The sequence below is a fragment of the Sphingobium sp. CFD-1 genome, from assembly GCF_024611115.1.
Lineage (GTDB): Bacteria > Pseudomonadota > Alphaproteobacteria > Sphingomonadales > Sphingomonadaceae > Sphingobium > Sphingobium baderi_A.
In genome coordinates this window covers 1,421,199-1,437,222 of sequence record NZ_CP084398.1, presented here as the reverse complement: position 1 = coordinate 1,437,222, position 16,024 = coordinate 1,421,199, and the positions used below count along the sequence as shown (strand labels likewise).

Here is a 16,024-nt window from a genome sequence, read left to right as displayed (position 1 = left end):
CGTGCCGATGAGTTCGGCGTCAGTACAACAAACCGGCTGGTAGCAAGGGCATCCCTATCGGCAGAGAAGCTGAACACGGAATCAATGTTCAGTGTGCCGGAGAAGTCCGTCCGCGCCGCCTTGGTTTTGTGCGATCAGGCTGCTTCGAATATCGCCGCGATGCCCTGCCCCCCTCCAATGCACATCGTCTCCAATCCAAAGCGTCCACCGCGCCGTTTGAGTTCACGGGTCAGATTGGCGAGAATCCGTCCTCCCGTCGCACCAATCGGGTGACCAAGGGAAATGCCCGACCCATTTACATTGAGGAGGGCGTGGCGTTCGTCCGTCGCGCTCCACCCCCACCCCTTGAGCACAGCCAACACCTGAGACGCAAAGGCTTCGTTCAGTTCGATAAGGTCAATATCACTCCAGCCAAGCCCGGATCGAGCGAATAGCCGTTCCACGGCAGGAACTGGCCCTATCCCCATGCGCGAGGGTTCACAGCCCGCTGCCGCCCAACTGTGAAACCATGCAATCGGCTCCAACCGCAGTTCAGCCAATTTATCCTCCGCGACCACCAGGCAAGCTGCAGCGGCATCATTTTGCTGGCTGGCATTCCCCGCAGTGACGACGCCGCCCTCTAGGGGACGCAATGTTGCGAGCGATTCCGCCGTCGCATCCGGGCGATATCCCTCGTCATGGCTAAACATCAGCGGATCGCCTGGCTTTTGCGGGACAGGTACGGGAACGATCTCATCGGCAAAAACGCCATTTGCCCATGCCGCAGTGGCACGCTGATGGCTGGCCGCCGCGTAGGCATCGCATTGGGCGCGCGTGATGTCATAGTCCCGTGCCAGGTTTTCGGCTGTTTCGATCATTCCACTGATGACGCCGCACCGTGCGGCAGGTTGCGACATGATCCGGCCACGAATCAACCGGTCGTGCATGGTTACGGAGCCAGCACGGGCGCCCTTCCGCAAGTCAGTCGAATAATATTCGACATTTGACATGCTTTCCACGCCACCCGCCACCACAACGTCGGCTGCTCCTGTTTGCACCATCATCGCGGCATTGATCACTGCTTGCAAACCAGAGCCGCAACGCCGGTCGAGTTGATAGCCGGGGATCGAGATAGGCAGACCGGCGGCGAGCGCGGACCAGCGCGCGACACACGGCGCTTCGCCATTGCCATAGGCCTGGGCAAATACGATATCATCGATCCTGTCAGGATCCACCCCGGAGCGGCCGATCAGTGCTCGCATGATCACTGCCGCCAGTTCTCCTGCTGAAACCGGGGACAGACTGCCAAGAAATTTTCCCACGGGAGTGCGAATGGGCGAAACAATTGCGGCCCGGCGCAGCGACATTAGGAGGATCCTTTCGAGTAGATACCGATAATTCCTAGCATGCGAATCGCCGTCGATGCAGAGGAAAAACCCCAAACGCTCCACCAATATCTTGCTCGCCGCCCGGGCAGACATATGATGCCATCCTGTGCCGCCTCGGGTCGCCCAGCGCGGCCAGCAACTTCCCCGCTAAGTCAACAGGAGCGATTGTTCAGAAACAGCAGGTCTTCGGGTCGATCCACGTCATGAGCCAAGCCGATCCGTTCTACCACTGTCCAGCGCAACCCCGCCCCGTCCGCCTCTGCTTCATGCAGCGCACGGCTATCCGGCCCGAAACAAGGACGGATCAGGCGTGGCTGGCCCAGAAAAAGCGCGTTAGTGCCGGTCCTTGCTTTGTCCGTGGCGATTCCGACATCCACGGTTTCTCCCAACGCGAGCATGACTGCGAGATCTTCCGTGATCAGGAAGGGAAGGTCTGAACTCAACAACAAAACCGATCCATTTACCCGGCCCATCGCCTGCTCCAGCGCGCCGTTCTGGCCCTGTCCCCGCTCAATCATGCTTCGGGCACCAGCTTTACGCGCCATCTCCAAGGCTTCCTGACACCGGCTGACTACCAGCACTTCTGCATTCAATGTCCGGTCCTTGGCCAACGTAAGGACATGCTGGAAGAAATCGCGGCTCAGCCGTTTCCGCTGTTCCGGGGTCAGGATGGACGCAAGCCGGGTTTTACCTTCATGGAAAGGCTTGACTGGAATGATGATGGTGCCTGCCATGCGGCTTAGCGCGCGGTCGCGCCCAGAGCACGCGCAAAGTCCAGCACTTCGCTCGCCAGACGCCGTTGATCCACCGGATCGCGCATCAATATATCCGTGGCAAAAAGGGCCGGCCGCTTGCCTGACAATGCGCCCACGTCAGCGGTATCGATCACCAATCCGTCGATCAGTTCGCCATAATGGGTGGCCACGGCTGCCGGCGTGGTGGCAATGCCCAACTCGGTCATAATCTTGGCTGCCGGTCCCTTAACCGCCTGCCCCGCAATGAAAGGCGACAGGGCGATGCAGGGCACGTTCCGGTTGACAATATGTTCGCGCACGCCCGGCACCGCCAATATCGGCGCAATCGACAGCAGTGGATTGGACGGGCAGAGAATGATGGCTTCCAGCGCCGGATCACCGAGCGCCGCGAGAAATCCAGCACTGGGCCGCGCCTTCTCGACTCCGTCAAAGCGGATCGATTCAAATCGCGGCGCGCATTGATAGCGGACGAAATAATCTTGAAAAGGCAGATCCCCACGATCCGTCGACACGATGGACCGGACCGGATCATCGCTCATCGGCACAATCCTCTGCGCTATACCAAGGCGCCGCCCGATTTCATCCGTCGCTGCGGACAAATCCCCCTGCTGCATGAGCTGCCGTCGCAGGATATGCGTCGCCAGATCGCGATCACCCAGCCGGAACCATGTTTCGCCACCCAGCCGGGCAATGGCATCCATGAAGGCCCAGCTTTCATCCGCAACGCCCCAGCCCAGTTCCACATTGTTCATATCCGCCAGCGCATAGGTCACGCTGTCGAGATCGGGACAGATAAGCAATCCGAGATGCTCGAAATCATCGCCCGTGTTGACCGCTATGGTAAGTGTCCCCAGCGGTAATATCGCGGCAAGTCCATTGGCGAGTTTCGCTCCGCCCACGCCACCTGCCAATGCCAGCACGCTCATGGGAAAAGGTCCAGCTCAGGCTCGCGGATCAATTCGGCAGCGCTGCCTTTGGAACGTCCGCGGCCGACACCCCGGACAAGAACGACCGGCCGCCCTTCGTCGCCCTGTCCCATGACCAGCGATGCCGCCGCTGCCACTTCGTCGGCAAGGCCTAACTCACTTGTCTGAAGTTGTCGTCCGTGCAAATCCGGTGCGCCGCGCAGATCCAGCAGTCCGGCCATTCCGCTCACACCGATGGCGATGCCACAGGTGCCCTTGCGCCAGGCCCTACCCAGACTGTCAATGATCAAAACAGCGATATCCTTTTCCGTCCGCCGTACGATCTCTTCCCGGATGACCGCGCAGCTGGCGTCTGGATCAAGCGGCAGCAAGAGCGCGACACCGTCTTCATCCTGCGTGATGTTCGACTGGTCGATGCCTGCGTTGGCCAACACCAAGCCCAGCCGATGACGGACGACGAGCACGCCTTTACGGACACGCATCACCTCATCCGTTTCGGAAAGGACCAGTTCTACAAGACGTGGGTCCTTATCGCATCGCAACGCCAGTTCCCTCGCCTCGGTGGAAGGCACGACCTGCGCCAGAGAAACGGCCCGCCCTTCCGCCTTCGACACAATCTTCTGCGCGAGAACGATGATGTCGCCATCCAGCAAAATTTCTCCCGACCGCTCCAGCGCATCAAGGATCATTCCGGAAAGATCGTCGCCCTGCCCGATCATAGGCATGCCGCCCAGGGCAAGCAGGGTGGCGGTGGCCGATGCGGCAGAAGTCATGATGAAACGGTCGAACCCCCGTGATGCGAATGCCGGAACCGGGCATCTTGTATCGACGATTGAGGGCGATCAGCACGGAGGTCAAGCCCTCCGCAACACTGAATCGCAAAGCAATCCCGCATATGATGCGCGCAGACCGATTTCTCCCGCCGGAACGACCACCGTCTTCATCGTCAGTCGCGATGGCTGATGATGGCATCTGGATATTTCTACTGAAAAACTCTGGATATTCGCATGCCACGCCGCGATGATAGGGCATGGCCGGCGCAATCAATCCTCAAAGCTTCAGTGATTCCCTTGTCATCCTCGGCGCAGCCGGTCTGGTCATTCCCGGATTTGCCCGTTTCCGCATCAGCCCGGTCATCGGTTTCATCTTGGTAGGCCTCGCGGTCGGCCCGGCGGGGCTGGGATCGCTGGTGGGCCAATATCCCTGGCTTTATCATATCACCATATCCAATCAGGAGGCGATAGAGCCCTTCGCGGAACTTGGCGTCATACTATTGCTGTTTTCCATAGGGTTGGAACTGAGTTTTCGTCGCTTATGGACCATGCGGACGCAGGTGTTCGGCGTTGGTGCCGCCGAGCTGCTCGGCAGCGGCCTGCTGATCGCCGCAGGTCTTTATATATTGGGTCAGCCCACGGCGGGCGCGATCGGCCTTGGCCTCGCGCTCGCATTGTCCTCAACCGCCGTGGTGCTTCCCATGGTCGGCACCCAGAGCGCGGTGGGACGCGCCGCCTTTTCGATGCTGCTGTTTGAGGACCTGGCGCTCGTCCCCATCATTTTCATGCTGGGCGCGCTCGCCCCTTCCGTTGCAGCAAGCCCCGATGGTGCATGGGGCGAATTGGCGAGCACGCTGCTTAGGGGCGGCATCACCATTGCTATCATGCTGGTGCTCGGTCGCATCATTCTGCCTCATATCTTCAGCCAGGCCGCACGCACCAAGAGCCCCGAGGTTTTCCTTGCCGCCAGTCTGCTGGTGGTGATCGTTTCCAGCCTTGCCACGTCCATCGCGGGCCTGTCCCCCATCGTCGGCGCGCTGCTGGCGGGTCTGCTGATCGCCGAAACCGAATATCATGGCGAGGTCGAAGTGATGACCGCGCCGTTCAAGGGACTGGCGCTGGGCGTTTTCCTCATCACCGTGGGCATGAGCCTCGACATACGCGTCATCCTCGCCAACTGGCCAAGTCTGGTGCTGGCCGTCATGGGGGTCATCCTCGCCAAAACGCTGGTGACGGCGGCGCTCCTTTATTTCTCCGGCGCACGTAAGGGCGTGGCGCTGGAGGTTGGCGTACTGATGTCCAGCCCGTCTGAAACCACGCTGATCGTGCTGTCGGCGGCAGCGGCGGCCAAACTGATCCTCCCTTCCACCGCAGCTTTCTGGCAGATCGTGACCGCAATCGGCCTTACCATCACGCCGCTTCTCGCCCGCATCGGCCACGACATCGCCCGCCGCCTTGAAATGGCGCTGGGCGAGGAAGCAGTGGAGGTGAAGGAAGAACTGATAGAGGCCGCCGCCGTTGTCATTGGCTTTGGACGTGTTGGCCGCATGGTGTGCGATCTGCTCAAAATGCATAAGCAGCGGTTCATCGTTGTGGAATCCGACCCGGATGTGGTCGCCGAAGCCCGCCGAAGCGGCTATCCGATCCTCTTTGGCGATGTATCGCGAGCGGAAATGCTCGATCGGCTGCGATTGGGGCATGCCCGCGCGTTGATCCTGACCATGGATGATCCGGTGCTGTCTGTCCGCGTGACCAAGCGGGTGCGCGGCTGGGTGTCTGATCTTCCCATCATCGCCCGCGCCCGCGATACCGAACATGCCGCGCAGCTTTATCGGGCGGGGGCGAGCGACGCCGTACCCGAAACGCTGGAAAGCTCGTTGCAACTGGCGGAGACCGCGCTCGTCGATCTCGGCATCGCCATGGGACCGGTGATAGCCTCCGTTCACCAGATGCGCGAAGACCTCCGTATCGGGATCAAGGACGCCGCGCAGCTTGAAAACGCGCCGAAACTGCGCCGCCTGCGCGCCGACGAAGTGCCTTAAATTCGGTCCCGAGCGCGGTCCTGTGAAGGCGCTTCAATCCAAACAAGGCCAGCGTGGCGTCAGGCCGGAGAGTCCTATCGCTCCGGCCTGACGCGCGCCTTCCCTCAAGCGGGAACTTGCGCCAACGCTGCCTTTACGGCTTCTATGGCCGCAGCGGCCTTGTCGCCGTCTGGGCCACCGCCCTGCGCCATGTCCGGCCGACCGCCGCCGCCCTTCCCTCCAAGAGTTTCCACGCCCGCGCGGACCAGGTCGACCGCGCTGATGCTGCCCATCAGATCATCGGTCACGCCCACGGCAATGCTGGCCCGGCCATCAGTGACAGCCAAAACCGCCGAAACACCGCTGCCCAGCGTCGTCTTGTTCTGATCAACAATGCCGCGCAGTTCCTTGGGGTCCAGGCCTTCGATTACCTGACCAATAAAGTTGACATTCCCTACCTGTTCCAGCCCCGCCGGTTGAGCCGAACCGCTGCCGCCGCCAAGAGCCAGCGCCTTCTTCGCTTCAGCCAACTCCCGCTCCAGTTTCCGGCTCTGTTCCACCAGCGCCGCGATACGGACAGGCACTTCCTCCGGCGTCGTCTTGAGCGCCGCCGCCGACTGACGCAAGCGATCCTCGCGATCGGACAGCCATAGACGGGCAGCCTCGCCCGTCAGCGCCTCAATACGGCGAACGCCTGAGGAAACCGCGCTTTCCGAAATGATCTTGAAGAGCGCGATATCACCCGTCGCCCGGACGTGGGTGCCGCCGCACAATTCCACCGAATAGCTGTGTTCGTCGCCACGCCCCATGGAAAGAACGCGGACCTCATCGCCATATTTCTCACCGAACAGCGCCAGCGCTCCGGCCGACACCGCATCGTCTGGCGTCATCAGACGGGTCGTGACCGCTTCATTATGACGAACCTGCTCGTTCACATCGGCCTCGACCGCTGCAATCTGGCTATGCGTCAACGCTTCGGGGTGCGAGAAATCGAAACGCAGACGATCCGGCGCCACCAGGCTCCCCTTCTGCGTCACATGCGCGCCGAGTCGATTGCGAAGCGCCGCATGAAGTAAATGGGTCGCGCTATGATTGGCGCGCAGCCGGTCGCGGCGGTCCCTATCGACGCTCAAATGCACGGTATCGCCGATTTTGATGCTGCCCGCGCCAACCTTCGCCCGGTGTGCGTTCAGGCGGCCGAGCGGCTTCGCGGTATCTGACACGTCCGCGACCAGCCCGGTCTGCGACGTGATGCTACCCGCATCGCCCATCTGGCCACCGCTTTCGCCATAGAAAGGCGTCTGGTTTGTAATGATTGTCACTTCATCGCCGGGCCCAGCGCCGTCGACGCGCGCGCCATCCTTGACCAGCGCCAGCACTTCGCCTTCGCCCTCTGTCGAGTTGTAGCCGATAAACTCGGTGCTTCCCGCGCTTTCCGCGATGTCGAACCAGATTTCGTCCAACGCCTTTTCGCCCGAACCCTTCCACGCGGCGCGGGCGGCGGCTTTCTGCTCGGCCATCGCCTTGTCGAAGCCGTCCCGGTCCACGCCCAACCCGCGCGAACGCAGCGCGTCCTCGGTGAGGTCATAGGGGAAGCCATAGGTGTCATAGAGCTTGAACGCCGTCTCGCCCGGCAACGTCCCGCTCTCGCCAAGACCGACGGTGGCTTCGTCGAGCAGTTTCAGGCCGTTTTCCAGCGTCTTGCGAAAACGCGTTTCCTCCCGCAGCAGCGTTTCCTCGATCAGCGGCTGCGCGCGCACCAGTTCGGGATAGGCCCCGCCCATTTCGGACACGAGGCCGCCGACGAGGCGATACATCAGCGGCTCCTTCGCGCCGATGATATGGGCGTGGCGCATCGCGCGGCGCATGATCCGGCGAAGGACATAGCCCCGGCCCTCATTGGCGGGCAGCACCCCGTCCGCGATCAGGAAGCTGGTCGAGCGGAGGTGGTCCGCGATGACGCGATGGCTCGCCTTGTATTCGCCGTCGGTCGCTGTGCGGGTCAGCGCGCCCGATTCCGCGATCAGCGCCTTGAAGGTGTCGGTGTCGTAATTGTCGTGCACCCCTTGCATGACGGCGGCGATGCGCTCCAACCCCATGCCGGTGTCGATGCTGGGCCTAGGCAGGTTGCCGACGATCTCGTTCGCTTCCTGCTCGAACTGCATGAAGACGAGGTTCCATATCTCGACGAAACGGTCGCCATCCTCTTCCGGCGATCCGGGAGGGCCGCCCCAGATATGCTCGCCATGGTCGTAGAAAATCTCCGAGCAGGGACCGCACGGGCCGCTGTCGCCCATGGCCCAGAAATTGTCCTTCGTCGGGATGCGGATGATCCTGTGATCGGGCAGGCCCGCGATCTTCTTCCACAGGTCGAACGCCTCGTCATCGGTGTGATAGACCGTCGCGGTCAGCTTTTCCGCCGCAAGCCCCCACTCCTTCGTCAACAGCGTCCAGGCATGGAGAATCGCCTGTTCCTTGAAATAATCGCCGAAGCTGAAATTCCCCAGCATTTCGAAAAAAGTATGGTGCCGCGCGGTGTAGCCGACATTGTCGAGGTCGTTATGCTTGCCGCCGGCACGCACCGACTTCTGGCTGGAGGTCGCCGTCGTATAAGGCCGGGTTTCAAGGCCCGTGAAGACATTCTTGAACGGCACCATGCCCGCATTGACGAACATGAGCGTCGGGTCGTTATGTGGCACCAGAGGTGCGGACGGGACGATGGTGTGGCCGTTCGCTCCGAAATATTCGAGGAAGGATCGGCGAATGTCGTTGGTCGAGGTCATGGGGGCGATTTAGTGGGAAGCGCCCCGGCGCACAAGCGGGGCTTTTCATCGCATCGGTCGATTGGATCATCTGGCGGGACGGGTGGCGTTGATGCGCCGCCCGTCCATTTCCCTCAGCTCGCCGCCTTGGCAAGGGCGCGATATCGGTGCAGCAGCGGTTCTGTATAGCCATTGGGCTGCGTCACCCCTTCGAAGACCAGCGCGCGGGCAGCCTGATAGGCAAGGCTTTCCTCCTCGCGACCGCTAATAGGCTGATAGAGGGGATCGCCCGCATTCTGCGTGTCGACCTTGACTGCCATGCGTTTGAAGGCGGCATCCACCTGCTCCGCCGTGCAGACACCGTGTAGCAGCCAATTCGCTATATGCTGGGAGGAAATCCGAAGGGTCGCGCGATCCTCCATGAGGCCGACATCGTGAATGTCCGGCACCTTCGAGCAGCCGACGCCCTGATCCACCCAGCGCACGACATAGCCCAATATGCCTTGCGCGTTATTGTCCAGTTCCTCGGCGATTTCCTCGGCCGACCAGTTGCGGCCGGAGGCGGCGGGAACGGTCAGCAGCTTTTCGAGCGGCGCTATGGGTTCGGCGCGCCGTTCGGCCTGACGAGCGAAGACATCGACCTGATGATAGTGCGTCGCGTGGAGCGTCGCGGCGGTCGGCGACGGCACCCAGGCGGTGTTCGCGCCGCTCCTGGGATGGCCGATCTTCTGTTCCAGCATATCGGCCATGCGGTCGGGCGCGGCCCACATGCCCTTGCCGATCTGCGCGCGCCCCGAAAGGCCGCAGGCGAGGCCGATCTGGACATTGCGGTCCTCATAGGCCGCGATCCAGTCGCTCGCCTTCATCTCGCCCTTGCGGATCATGGGACCGGCGCGCATCGCCGTGTGCATCTCATCCCCCGTGCGGTCGAGGAAGCCGGTGTTGATGAAGATGATCCGGCCCTTCACCGCCTCGATGCAGGCGGCAAGATTGGCGGAGGTGCGGCGCTCCTCGTTCATGACGCCGACTTTCAGCGTATGGCGGGCGAGGCCCAGCATGTCCTCGATGGCGTCGAAGAGGCGGTTGGTGAAACCCACTTCCTCCGGCCCGTGCATCTTGGGCTTGACGATATAGACGCTGCCTGAGCGGCTGTTGGCGAAGCCGCCCTTGCGCTGGAGGTCGTGCATCGCGATCAGGCTGGTGACGATGCCGTCGAGAATGCCTTCGGGCGCTTCGCGGCCGTCGGGCAGGAGAATGGCGGGCGTCGTCATCAAATGGCCGACATTGCGGACCAGAAGCAGGCTACGGCCGGGCAAGGTGAAGCTGCCGCCGTCGGGCGCGGTATAGCTGCGGTCGGCGTTGAGGGCGCGGGTCATCATCGCGCCATTCTTTTCGAAGGTGTCGGTGAGGTCGCCTTGCATCAGGCCCAGCCAGTTGGCATAGGCGGCGACCTTGTCCTCCGCATCGACGGCGGCGACGGAGTCCTCAAGGTCGCAGATGGTGGTCAGCGCGGATTCGAGGATCACATCGGCAATGCCCGCCGGATCGTCCTTGCCGATGGGATGATCGCGGTCGAACACGACTTCGATGTGAAGTCCGTTGTGGCGGAACAGGCGCCCCTTCCCGTTCTTGCCGCGATACTGGGTCGGATCGGCAAGGGAAATGCCTTCCGCATCGGTGAGACCCGCCCAACTGCCGCCGGCGAGCGGGACAGCCTGATCGAGAAACGCCTTTGCCCAGGCGATGACCTGCGCGCCGCGCCCGGCGTCATAGCCCTTCCCCGCCGGAGCGCCAGGGATGGCATCCGTGCCATAGAGCGCGTCATAAAGGCTGCCCCAGCGCGCATTGGCGGCGTTGAGGAGGAAACGGGCGTTGAGGATCGGCACGACGAGCTGCGGTCCGGCAAGGCGGGCGACTTCATCGTCGACATTGTCGCTGGTGACGGTGAAGGGCGCGGGTTCGGGGACGAGATAGCCGATTTCCTGGAGGAAAGCGCGCAAGTCCGCCGCGTTGCCGGGTTGGCCCGCGCGGTCGCTGTAGAAGGCGTCGATCCGACTCTGGAGATTATCGCGCTTGGCGAGCAGGGCCGCGTTTTCCGGGGCGAATCGGGCGAAGATCGCCGCCGCGCCGGACCAGAAGGCCGGCGCGTCGATGCCGGTGCCGGGAAGGACGCGCTCTTCGATGAAGGCGGCGAGGGGCCGGGCGACCTGAAGGCCGGCTTTGTCGATCATGTTCGTCATGCGATGCTCCTTTGCCATAAAGCATAGACGGTCCGCATTATGTGCAGTAGGGGATATTATATAAATTCAGAATTTCCTGTGGTGAAATTATGATGGACCCGGATTACGATCTCTTCGCCGCCATAGTGGAGGAAGGCGGACTGGCCGCGGCAGGGCGGCGGCTTCGCATTTCGCCCGCCATGGTGTCGAAGCGGCTGGTGCGGCTGGAGGAAAGGCTGGGCGCGCGGCTGATCCATCGCACGACGCGAAGGCTGGCGCTGACGCCCGCGGGCGAGCGACTGCATGACGACCTGCGGGAGATAATGACGGCGCTGGACGCAGCGGAAAGGCGCGTGTCGGGCGCCTGTGAGGAAGCTTCGGGGACGATACGGATCACCGCGCCCACATCCTTCGGGCGGATGCATATCGCGCCGCATCTGGGGCGGTTCATGGATGCACATCCCCGCGTTACGCTGCATATCGACCTGTCGGATGACTATGCCGACCTGCTTGCCACGCGGGCCGATCTTGCCATACGCATCACCGTCGATCCGGGACAGGGCCTCGTGGCAAGGCGGCTCGCGACCAACAGGCGGATATTGTGCGCCGCGCCCGCCTATCTGGAGCGGTTCGGCGCTCCGCAGGACATAGCGGACCTCAAAAAACACAGGCTGCTGGCAGCGGAGGGGCAGTTGCCATGGCGGCTGACCGGCCCAGACGGCGCCATCAGCGTGGGCGGAGTGAGCCATGTCCCCACCAACAGCAGCGAGGTCGTGCGTGAACTGGCGATCGCGGGCACGGGGATCGCGCTGCGTTCGCTCTGGGACATCAGCGAGGCGCTGGCGCTGGGACAGGTGCGGCAAATCTTGCCCGCATGGGAAGGATCGGCGGACGTCGGCCTGTTCGCGGTTCACCTGCCCCAGCCCAATCCACCGCTGGCCTTGAGCGCCTTCATTGATTTTCTGGCTGGATTATATCAGCCGACGCCGCCGTGGGAGGGGACGGCCATTGCCCCGGCGGCGCAGGACTTCTAAGGCTCCCCCCATGGACGACAATACACGCCGCGCCGCGCTCGACTACCACCGCTTTCCCCAACCGGGCAAGCTTCGCATCGAACCGACCAAGCGCATGGTCAACCAGCGCGATCTGGCACTGGCCTATTCGCCGGGCGTGGCCGCGCCCTGCCTGGAAATCGCGGCAGACCCCGACAAGGCACTGGATTATACCGCGCGCGGCAATCTGGTCGCGGTGATTTCCAATGGCACGGCGGTGCTAGGGCTGGGCGCCATCGGCGCGCTGGCGTCCAAGCCGGTGATGGAAGGCAAGGCCGTCCTCTTCAAGAAGTTCGCCGATATCGACGTGTTCGACATAGAGGTGGACACGACCGACCCGGACAAGTTCGTCGAAGCGGTGGCGCTGCTGGAACCGACCTTCGGCGGCATCAATCTGGAGGACATAAAGGCACCGGAATGCTTCGCCATCGAAGCGCGGTTGAAGGAACGGATGAACATCCCGGTCTTTCACGACGATCAGCACGGCACGGCCATCGTCGTGGCGGCGGCGGTCCGCAATGCGCTGGTCCTGCAGGGCAAGACGCTGGCCGAAGCGCGGCTGGTAACGTCGGGCGCGGGCGCGGCGGCGCTGGCCTGCGTCGACCTGCTGGTGTCCATGGGCCTGCCGGTCGAGCATGTGACGATGACCGACAAGGACGGCGTGATCCATTCCGGGCGCGAAGGCATGTTGCCCAATATGGCGCGCTATGCCCGCGTCACCAATGCGCGGACCCTGCCGGAAGTGCTGCCGGGGGCGAACATCTTTCTGGGCCTGTCGGCGCCGGGCGTGTTGAAGCCGGAATGGCTGCCTTTGCTGGCGGATAGCCCGTTGATCTTCGCGCTCGCCAATCCGGAGCCGGAAATCCTGCCGGACGTGGCGCGGGCGGCCCGGCCCGACGCCATCGTCGCGACGGGGCGGTCGGACTTTCCCAATCAGGTCAATAATGTCCTGTGCTTCCCCTATATCTTCCGGGGGGCGCTGGACGCTGGCGCGACGCAGATTAACGAGGCGATGAAGGCGGCGGCTGCCGAAGCCATCGCAGCCCTTGCTCGCCTACCCGCGCATGACGACGTGGCGCAGGCCTATGGCGGGCGTAAACTGGTGTTCGGGCCGGAATATATCATTCCCACCCCATTCGACCCGCGCCTGATCGCGGAAATTGCGCCGGCCGTCGCCAGGGCGGCGATGGATAGCGGCGTGGCGAAGCGGACGCTGGATATCGACGAATATCGGCGCGCGCTGGCCCGCCAGAATACGCGTTCGGGCCAGCTCATGCTGCCGGTGTTCGAGGCGGCACGGGGCACCCATCGGCGCATTGTCTATGGCGAAGGCGAGGATGCGCGCGTGCTGCGCGCCATTCAGGACGCACTGGACGAAGGGATCGTGCGCCCCGTCATCGTTGCGCGCCGGCGGATATTGGAACAGAAGCTGCCCGATCTGGGCCTGCGTTTCGAACTGGACCGGGATGTCGAGGTGATCGACCCGGAAACCGACCATGGCGTCATGCAGGAACTGGTCGATGGCTATCGCACGATAGCGGCGCGTAAGGGAGTGCCAGCCGCCGAGATTTTGCGCCATGTCTATCGTCGGCCAACCGTGACCGCGGCCATGCTGCTGCGACTGGGCAAGGTCGACGCGGCATTAGTCGGCGGCAATTCGGAATATTGGGGCCAGGTCGAGCATGTGCTGCGGATCATCGACCGGGAGCCGGGCTATGGGCGCGCCTATGCGCTGTCGGGGCTGATCCTGGACGCGGGCGCGCTGTTCATCACGGACAGCCATATGGTGCCCGATCCGACGCCGGAACAGATTGCGGAGATGACATTGCTGGCGGCGACGGAGCTGCGCTATTTCGGATTGAAACCGCGGGTGGCGTTGCTCTCTCATTCCAATTTTGGGGCTTCGCACAGCCCCAGTGCGCGCAAGATGCGGGCGGCACTGAAGCTGGTGCGTGAAGCCGCACCCGATCTGGCCGTGGATGGCGAAATGCATGCGGATGCGGCCCTCAGTCAGGCGTTGCGCGACCGGCTGGTCCCCGATTCGCGGTTCGAAGGGCCAGCGAACCTGCTGGTCATGCCCAACCTGGATTCGGCGAACATCGCGCTGACGGCGCTGTCGGCCTCTTCCAGTTCGCCCACGGTGGGGCCGATGCTGATGGGCCTTTCACAGCCGATCCATGTTTTGACGCCGGGCGTCACCTCACGCGGGATATTGAACCTGACCGCCATTGCGGCGGCGGAAGTAGCGCGGGAAGGCTGACCTTAACCTTTTCCCGTCACATTACAGCACGGCAATGGAACGGAGCGGGTTAGCGGATCATGGCAGGTTTCCTGACGGGACTAGTGAAGGGCTTCGGGCCGAAGCTGGCGATCGGGGCCGGATTGGGCGCTGCGGGCCTGCTGGTCGCGAGCAAGATCGACCGTCCGGCGGCGACTGAGGGAAAGACGGCGGAAGTCTCGCCCGAAGAAAAGAAGACGGCTGCCGTCGCCCTTGCCGGCACGAAACCCGCCGAACGCTCACGATCCCAGCCGATGGCCGTCGATCCCCATGCACTTGTCGTGAAGCGCGTGCTCAAGATCGACGGGCCTTTCCGACATGGCGATTATGTCTGGGACGAAAGCGGCGCGCCGACCACCGGCCCGGTCATCATCACTATCGACCTCAAGGCGCAGACCCTGTCCGTGTTCCGCGGCGGCTATGAAATCGGGGCGGCGGTCATTCTTTACGGCGCGGATGACAAGCCCAGCCCGCTCGGCGCCTTTCCAATCACGGAAAAAGACGCGGACCATGTGTCGAACCTCTATGACGCGCCGATGCCCTATATGCTGCGGCTCACCAATGACGGAGTGGCGATCCACGGCAGCGACGTGCAGTGGGGCAATGCGACCCATGGCTGCATCGGCGTCCCCACGCCCTTTGCGAAGAAGCTGTTCGGAGCGACTAAATTAGGCGACATGGCGATCATCACCAACGGACGGATGCTGGACACCAGCCACGCCGACCCGGCCTGACGCTTTCGGAACAGGCTTCGCTCAGTCCGGCGCGCAGAGCGATTCGCCCGCGCGGTCCCGGGCAGCGAAGGCGGGCCCTGCCTGTCCAGCTATCCGAGGAAAGCTCACGCCTTCCAGCGAGCCGCGACCATCGCAAAGGTCGGCGCATTTCATGTCGACGACGCCCGGCAAGGCGATCTGATCGCCATCATATTGCGCCACGATGATGCATTGGTCGCGCCCGCCGAAGCTGAGGACCAGCTTGTCTCCCGCCCTGCGGGCCGCGCCCTGTCCGTGGCAGCTCTGTTCGGCGCCGAAAATGGCCTCCAGCCCGAAATGCAGGGTTCCGTTGCGGCCTGGCACAATGCAGAGCATGTCGCGCCCCGCTTCATGCCGCTGTTGAAACAGGCCGACGGGGGATATCTTGCCGACATCGGCGACGACCCCGGATTCGATGGCGGCCCGTTCCAGACCAGAGGCGGAAGGAGTGTCCGCTCCGCCCCCCGCCTGATCCGGTCCAGCCGCCTGCTGGCAGGCCGCCAACAAGAGGAGCAGGAACAGGCTAGTCCGCCGCATCGACCCTGCTGAGCCCCTCCGCGCTTATGCGGCGGAAAAAGCAGGTGCGCGCGCCGGTATGGCAGGTGGGACCGGCGGGCGTGGCCTTGATCCATACCGCGTCCTGATCGCAGTCGATGCGGAGATCGCGGACCTGCAACATGTTGCCGGACGTTTCCCCCTTCTTCCATAGCGACTGGCGGCTGCGGGACCAGAAATGGGCCAGGCCCGTTTCGATGGTGAGCGCCAGAGCCTGCGCGTTCATGTGCGCGACCATGAGCACATCGCCCGTGGCCACATCCGTCACCACCGCCGTGATGAGGCCGTTATCGTCATATTTGGGATTGAGGGTCAGTCCCTTGTCGCGCGCATCGTCCATGCCTTGCGCTATAAGAGGCGGAGCGCCGGATGCGAAGTCCCTTATCACAGGAGTCCGGGAGAAAATGGGGCGATCGACGGGATCCGAACCCGCGACCTCCGGTACCACAAACCGGCGCTCTAACCAACTGAGCTACGATCGCCACAGCGCCTTACGGCGTCGAGAGAGCGGCACATATGCGGCCCATTCCCCCTCGTCAAGCGGACAAATCCGCCTGGATGAAA

General features: G+C 63.0%; 12 protein-coding genes and 1 tRNA gene. 4 read left to right on the top strand and 9 right to left on the bottom strand.

The genetic code is table 11. The features are described 5' to 3' along the window. Positions 1-134: 134 nt before the first annotated feature. The 4 genes from LDB26_RS07435 to cofE form a co-directional block, all read right to left on the bottom strand. Positions 135-1,346 carry an acetyl-CoA C-acetyltransferase gene (locus LDB26_RS07435; RefSeq protein WP_257542016.1) on the bottom strand — a complete coding sequence of 404 codons (1,212 nt, stop codon included), beginning with the start codon at positions 1,344-1,346 and terminating at the stop codon, positions 135-137. A gap of 173 nt (positions 1,347-1,519) precedes the next feature. Then, the gene (cofC, locus tag LDB26_RS07430; RefSeq protein ID WP_257541445.1) at positions 1,520-2,101 is read right to left on the bottom strand and encodes a 2-phospho-L-lactate guanylyltransferase; all 582 of its coding nucleotides are present in this window, start codon (positions 2,099-2,101) and stop codon (positions 1,520-1,522) included. A 5-nt stretch (positions 2,102-2,106) separates the two neighbouring features. Then, the gene (gene cofD / locus LDB26_RS07425; RefSeq protein WP_257541443.1) at positions 2,107-3,048 is read right to left on the bottom strand and encodes a 2-phospho-L-lactate transferase; all 942 of its coding nucleotides are present in this window, start codon (positions 3,046-3,048) and stop codon (positions 2,107-2,109) included. Continuing rightward, entirely contained in the window at positions 3,045-3,821 is a 777-nt protein-coding gene (cofE, locus tag LDB26_RS07420) for a coenzyme F420-0:L-glutamate ligase (RefSeq protein ID WP_257541441.1), read from the bottom strand. Before cofE ends, cofD begins: the two co-directional genes overlap by 4 nt. A 257-nt stretch (positions 3,822-4,078) precedes the next feature. Between cofE and LDB26_RS07415 the strand changes: the two genes are divergently transcribed. Further along, positions 4,079-5,863: a cation:proton antiporter gene (locus LDB26_RS07415; RefSeq protein ID WP_062065493.1), complete on the top strand. Its 1,785-nt coding sequence runs from the start codon at positions 4,079-4,081 to the stop codon at positions 5,861-5,863. Positions 5,864-5,967: 104 nt separating this feature from the next. Here LDB26_RS07415 and alaS read toward each other — a convergent pair whose 3' ends face one another. Both alaS and LDB26_RS07405 read right to left on the bottom strand, forming a co-directional pair. Beyond that, positions 5,968-8,625: an alanine--tRNA ligase gene (alaS, locus tag LDB26_RS07410; RefSeq protein WP_257541439.1), complete on the bottom strand. Its 2,658-nt coding sequence runs from the start codon at positions 8,623-8,625 to the stop codon at positions 5,968-5,970. A 113-nt stretch (positions 8,626-8,738) separates the two neighbouring features. Next, the gene (locus LDB26_RS07405; RefSeq protein ID WP_257541437.1) at positions 8,739-10,844 is read right to left on the bottom strand and encodes a malate synthase G; all 2,106 of its coding nucleotides are present in this window, start codon (positions 10,842-10,844) and stop codon (positions 8,739-8,741) included. An 89-nt stretch (positions 10,845-10,933) separates the two neighbouring features. Here LDB26_RS07405 and LDB26_RS07400 point away from each other — a divergent pair, with 89 nt between their 5' ends. The 3 genes from LDB26_RS07400 to LDB26_RS07390 are packed head-to-tail and all read left to right on the top strand — an operon-like array spanning position 10,934 to position 14,887. Beyond that, the gene (locus LDB26_RS07400) at positions 10,934-11,857 is read left to right on the top strand and encodes a LysR family transcriptional regulator (protein ID WP_257541435.1); all 924 of its coding nucleotides are present in this window, start codon (positions 10,934-10,936) and stop codon (positions 11,855-11,857) included. Between the two features lie 10 nt (positions 11,858-11,867). After that, entirely contained in the window at positions 11,868-14,135 is a 2,268-nt protein-coding gene (locus tag LDB26_RS07395) for an NADP-dependent malic enzyme (RefSeq protein WP_257541433.1), read from the top strand. A 59-nt stretch (positions 14,136-14,194) separates the two neighbouring features. Beyond that, entirely contained in the window at positions 14,195-14,887 is a 693-nt protein-coding gene (locus tag LDB26_RS07390; protein WP_257541431.1) for a L,D-transpeptidase family protein, read from the top strand. Between the two features lie 21 nt (positions 14,888-14,908). Here the strand turns inward: LDB26_RS07390 and LDB26_RS07385 are convergent, their stop codons facing one another. The 3 genes from LDB26_RS07385 to LDB26_RS07375 all read right to left on the bottom strand — a co-directional run bounded on the left by LDB26_RS07385 (position 14,909) and on the right by LDB26_RS07375 (position 15,942). Then, positions 14,909-15,442 (bottom strand): hypothetical protein, encoded by a 534-nt coding sequence (locus LDB26_RS07385; protein ID WP_257541429.1) that lies wholly within the window; start codon positions 15,440-15,442, stop codon positions 14,909-14,911. Next, positions 15,429-15,800, bottom strand: a complete 372-nt coding sequence (hisI, locus tag LDB26_RS07380) for a phosphoribosyl-AMP cyclohydrolase (protein ID WP_257541427.1) — start codon at positions 15,798-15,800, stop codon at positions 15,429-15,431. Before hisI ends, LDB26_RS07385 begins: the two co-directional genes overlap by 14 nt. A 65-nt stretch (positions 15,801-15,865) precedes the next feature. Beyond that, a tRNA-His gene (locus tag LDB26_RS07375) sits at positions 15,866-15,942 on the bottom strand. Positions 15,943-16,024 lie beyond the last annotated feature (82 nt).

What these genes read in the sequence shown, in the direction of transcription:
- LDB26_RS07415 (WP_062065493.1), top strand. Translation starts at nt 4,079, where the DNA reads ATGGCCGGCGCAATCAATCCTCAAAGCTTCAGTGATTCCCTTGTCATC.
- LDB26_RS07390 (WP_257541431.1), top strand. Translation starts at nt 14,195, where the DNA reads ATGGCAGGTTTCCTGACGGGACTAGTGAAGGGCTTCGGGCCGAAGCTG.
- LDB26_RS07435 (WP_257542016.1), bottom strand. Translation starts at nt 1,346, where the DNA reads ATGTCGCTGCGCCGGGCCGCAATTGTTTCGCCCATTCGCACTCCCGTG.
- alaS (WP_257541439.1), bottom strand. Translation starts at nt 8,625, where the DNA reads ATGACCTCGACCAACGACATTCGCCGATCCTTCCTCGAATATTTCGGA.
- LDB26_RS07385 (WP_257541429.1), bottom strand. Translation starts at nt 15,442, where the DNA reads ATGCGGCGGACTAGCCTGTTCCTGCTCCTCTTGTTGGCGGCCTGCCAG.
- hisI (WP_257541427.1), bottom strand. Translation starts at nt 15,800, where the DNA reads ATGGACGATGCGCGCGACAAGGGACTGACCCTCAATCCCAAATATGAC.
- cofC (WP_257541445.1), bottom strand. Translation starts at nt 2,101, where the DNA reads ATGGCAGGCACCATCATCATTCCAGTCAAGCCTTTCCATGAAGGTAAA.
- cofE (WP_257541441.1), bottom strand. Translation starts at nt 3,821, where the DNA reads ATGACTTCTGCCGCATCGGCCACCGCCACCCTGCTTGCCCTGGGCGGC.
- LDB26_RS07395 (WP_257541433.1), top strand. Translation starts at nt 11,868, where the DNA reads ATGGACGACAATACACGCCGCGCCGCGCTCGACTACCACCGCTTTCCC.
- LDB26_RS07405 (WP_257541437.1), bottom strand. Translation starts at nt 10,844, where the DNA reads ATGACGAACATGATCGACAAAGCCGGCCTTCAGGTCGCCCGGCCCCTC.
- LDB26_RS07400 (WP_257541435.1), top strand. Translation starts at nt 10,934, where the DNA reads ATGATGGACCCGGATTACGATCTCTTCGCCGCCATAGTGGAGGAAGGC.
- cofD (WP_257541443.1), bottom strand. Translation starts at nt 3,048, where the DNA reads ATGAGCGTGCTGGCATTGGCAGGTGGCGTGGGCGGAGCGAAACTCGCC.